The sequence below is a fragment of the Pseudokineococcus marinus genome, from assembly GCF_013004605.1.
Classification (GTDB): domain Bacteria; phylum Actinomycetota; class Actinomycetes; order Actinomycetales; family Quadrisphaeraceae; genus Pseudokineococcus; species Pseudokineococcus marinus.
This window is the reverse complement of record NZ_JABEMA010000290.1, coordinates 1-3,816: the sequence shown is the minus strand read 5'-3', so window position 1 is coordinate 3,816 and position 3,816 is coordinate 1. Positions and strand designations below refer to the sequence as shown.

The following is a 3,816-nucleotide window of genomic DNA, read 5'->3' as shown; positions in this document are numbered from 1 at the left end:
CCGGCGCCCGCGTGGGGCTCGCCCGGGCGGGCCGGCCTGCTCGCCCGGGGCGCCGGCCACCGCCGTCACGTCCTCGTCCCGGTCTCCCCCGTCGGCCCCGAAGAACCAGTCGTCCCGCTGCACCACGTCGTCCCCGTCCCCCGTCGTCCCCCGTCGCCGCCCCGGAGGGCGCGTGCGCCGGGCAGTCTGCCCGCCCGACGCCCGGTGCGGGGCCGAGCGCCGTCCCCCGGTGGAGTGGTCCACGGGCGTGACCGTGCACGGTCACGCTCGTGGACGGCTCTCCGCAGCGTCCGTGTCAGGGCGTGCGGCGACGCCCCTCGAAGGGGGTCGAGAGGATGACGGTGGTGCGCGTGGCGACCGAGCCGGCCGTCCGGATCTCCGCGAGGACCTCCTCGAGGCGGCCCGGGGTCTCGGTGCGGACGAGGAGGACGTAGCTCTCCTCGCCGGCGACGGACCAGCAGGACTCGACCTCGGCCACCCGGGCGAGGCGCTCGGGGACGTCGTCGGGCGCGGCGGGGTCGAACGGCGTCACGGAGACGATGGCCGACAGCGGCAGGCCCAGGGCCTCGGCGTCGACGACGGCCGTGTAGCCGCGCAGGACGCCGCGCTGCTCGAGGCGGCGCACGCGCTGGTGCACGGTCGACGTCGGCAGCCCGACCTGCTTGCCCAGGTCGGTGTAGCTGAGGCGGCCGTCCGCGACGAGCGCGGCGACGACGGCGCGGTCGACGTCGTCGAGGTCCGGGCCGGGGAGCGAGGGCATGGCGGGGACCGTACCCAGCACCGCCACGGCGCCCGACGTCACCGGGCGCCGGGACCTGCTCGTCGCTCGCGACCGTGCACGGTCACGAGCGACGAGCAGGTCGGGTCCGGCGGTCCGCTCGGCTCAGGCCAGGACAGCGCCGCCCGACGCGGAGCCGACGAGCTTGGCGTACTTCGCGAGCACCCCGCGGGTGTAGCGCTGCGGCAGCGGCTGCCAGCCGTCGGCGCGGCGCTGGGCCAGCTCGGCGTCGTCGACGAGGACGTCGAGGGTCTTGGCCGTAACGTCGAGGCGGATGCGGTCGCCGTCGCGGACGAAGGCGATGGGACCGGCGTCGACGGCCTCGGGGGCGACGTGGCCGACGCACAGGCCCGTCGTGCCGCCGGAGAAGCGGCCGTCGGTGAGGAGCAGCACGTCCTTGCCGAGGCCGGCGCCCTTGATGGCGCCCGTGATGGCGAGCATCTCGCGCATGCCCGGGCCGCCCTTGGGGCCCTCGTAGCGGATGACGACGACGTCGCCGGCGCTGATGGTGCCGTCCTCGAGGGCGTCCATCGCGGCGCGCTCGCGGTCGAACACGCGGGCGGTGCCCTCGAAGACGTCCGACTCGAAGCCGGCCGACTTCACGACGGCGCCGCCGGGGGCGAGCGAGCCCTTGAGGACGGTGATGCCGCCGGTGCGGTGGATCGGGGCGTCCATCGCCCGGAGCACGGCGCCGTCGACGTCCGGGGGGGCGATGTCGGCCAGGTTCTCCGCCATCGTCTTCCCCGTCACCGTGAGGACGTCGCCGTGGAGCAGGCCGGCGTCGAGCAGCGCGCGCATGACGACGGGGACGCCGCCGACGCGGTCGACGTCGGTCATGACGTGGCGGCCGAAGGGCTTCACGTCGGCCAGGTGCGGCACCGTGCTGCCGATGCGGTCGAAGTCGTCGAGCGTGAGGTCCACCTCCGCCTCGTTGGCGATGGCGAGCAGGTGCAGGACGGCGTTGGTCGAGCCGCCGAAGGCCATGACGACGGCGATGGCGTTCTCGAACGCCTCCTTCGTCATGATGTCGCGGGCGGTGATGCCCCGCTCCAGCAGGCCGACGACCGCGGCGCCGGACCGGCGGGCGAAGCCGTCGCGGCGGCGGTCGGTGGCGGGCGGCGCGGCCGAGCCGGGCAGCGACATGCCGAGCGCCTCGGCGGCGCTGGCCATGGTGTTGGCCGTGTACATGCCGCCGCAGGCGCCCTCGCCGGGGCAGATGGCGCGCTCGATGGCGTCGACGTCCTCGCGGCTCATGAGCCCGCGCGAGCAGGCCCCGACCGCCTCGAAGGCGTCGATGATGGTCACCTGCTTCTCGCTGCCGTCGGACAGCTTGGCGACGCCGGGCAGGATCGAGCCGGCGTAGAGGAAGACGCTGGCGAGGTCGAGGCGCGCGGCCGCCATGAGCATGCCCGGCAGCGACTTGTCGCAGCCGGCCAGCAGCACCGAGCCGTCGAGGCGCTCGGCCTGCATGACGGTCTCGACGCTGTCGGCGATGACCTCGCGGCTCACGAGCGAGAAGTGCATGCCCTCGTGGCCCATGGAGATGCCGTCGGAGACCGAGATGGTGCCGAACTCGAGCGGGTAGCCCTGCGCGGCGTGGACGCCGTCCTTGACCGACTTCGCGAGCCGGTCGAGGGAGAGGTTGCACGGCGTGATCTCGTTCCACGAGCTCGCGACGCCGATCTGGGGCTTGGCGAAGTCGTCGTCGCCCATCCCGACGGCGCGGAGCATGCCGCGCGAGGCCGTGGCCTCGAGCCCGTCGGTGACCTGGCGGCTGCGCGGCTTCCGGTCGACCCCCGCGGCGGCGGGGGTCGTGGTGGAGCTGCTGCGCTCGGGTGCCTGCGTCATGCCGCGGAGTGTAGGAGCGCCCGTCCCGGGGCCCTGGCGGGCGTCCGCCCTGCGGTCCGGGGCCGTCAGGCCCCGCGGACGACGTTCTCGAGCGGCTCCCCGGCGGCGAGCGCCGCCAGCTGGCGGCGCAGGAGCGCGACGACGCGCGGGCGCATGGCGTCCGTCGCGCCGCCGACGTGGGGCGTGACGATCGCGCCGGGAAGCCGCCACAGGGGGTGGTCGGGCGGCAGCGGCTCGGGGTCGGTGACGTCGAGCGCGGCCCGCAGGCGCCCGGCGGCGACCTCGGCCACGAGCGCGTCGGTGTCGACGACGGGCCCGCGGGCGACGTTGACGACGACGGCGCCGTCGGGCAGCGCGGCCAGCACCCCGGCGTCCACGAGGCCGCGCGTCCCGTCGGTCAGGGGGACGGCGAGGACGAGGGCGTCCGCCCGCTGCAGCAGCGCGCCCAGCTCGTCGACGCCGTGGACGGGCCCCAGGTCGTCGGTGCGGGCGCGGCTGGCGACGCGGACGACGTCGACCTCGAAGGGCCGCAGCCGGCGCACGACGGCGTCGCCGATGCCGCCCGCCCCGAGGACGAGGACCGTGCGGCCCGCGAGCCCGGGCCGCAGGCCCTCCGGCCCGCGCCAGCGGCCCTCCTGGGCGTCGCGGACGGCGTCGTCGATGCGGCGGACGCTCGCGAGCAGCAGCGCCAGGGCGATCTCGGCCGTGCCCGCGTCGTGGGCGCCGGCCGCGGAGGCCAGCGTGACGCCGTCGGGGACGTGCGCCGCGACGGCGTCGACCCCGGTCGTCTGCGTCTGCACGACGCGCAGGGCCGGCAGGTCGCCGAGCGAGCCCAGCGCGGCCGGTGACCCGTGGTAAGGCAGGACCACGAGCGCCAGGCGCTCGACCTGCTCGGCGGTCATCTGCTCGACCGCGGGGCGGGCGACGTCCCAGACGACCGCCTCCACGTCAGCGGCCCCGTCCGTCCTGCCGTCCTCGCCGACGAGGGGGACGCCCACCTCGCGGGCGAGCGCGGCCTCGGGCAGGGACACGAGCGGTCGACGGGCCATGCCCCCATCGTGGCGGGGCGGCGCTGCGGCGGCGCGGTGGCGGGAGGCGGCAGCGCCGTCCTCCGCCCGCTGCCCCCGGTCGGGTGGCCCGCCGGGGATCACGCGGGCGCGCCCGGTCGTTGTCCCCCCATGGCCGCACAC

Annotated in this window: 3 protein-coding genes; all 3 read right to left on the bottom strand. The window is 76.6% G+C overall.

Annotated features, from left to right (window positions below; genetic code table 11):
* Positions 1 to 295 precede the first annotated feature (295 nt).
* Positions 296 to 760: an Lrp/AsnC family transcriptional regulator gene (locus tag HLB09_RS14190; RefSeq protein WP_171203991.1), complete on the bottom strand. Its 465-nt coding sequence runs from the start codon at positions 758 to 760 to the stop codon at positions 296 to 298.
* 123 nt (positions 761 to 883) lie between these two features.
* Complete coding sequence (gene ilvD / locus HLB09_RS14185) at positions 884 to 2,626, bottom strand: dihydroxy-acid dehydratase (protein WP_171203990.1); 1,743 nt, start codon at positions 2,624 to 2,626, stop codon at positions 884 to 886.
* Between the two features lie 65 nt (positions 2,627 to 2,691).
* On the bottom strand, positions 2,692 to 3,675 hold the full coding sequence (locus HLB09_RS14180; RefSeq protein WP_171203989.1) for a 2-hydroxyacid dehydrogenase: 984 nt from the start codon (positions 3,673 to 3,675) through the stop codon (positions 2,692 to 2,694).
* Between the last annotated feature and the right edge of the window lie 141 nt (positions 3,676 to 3,816).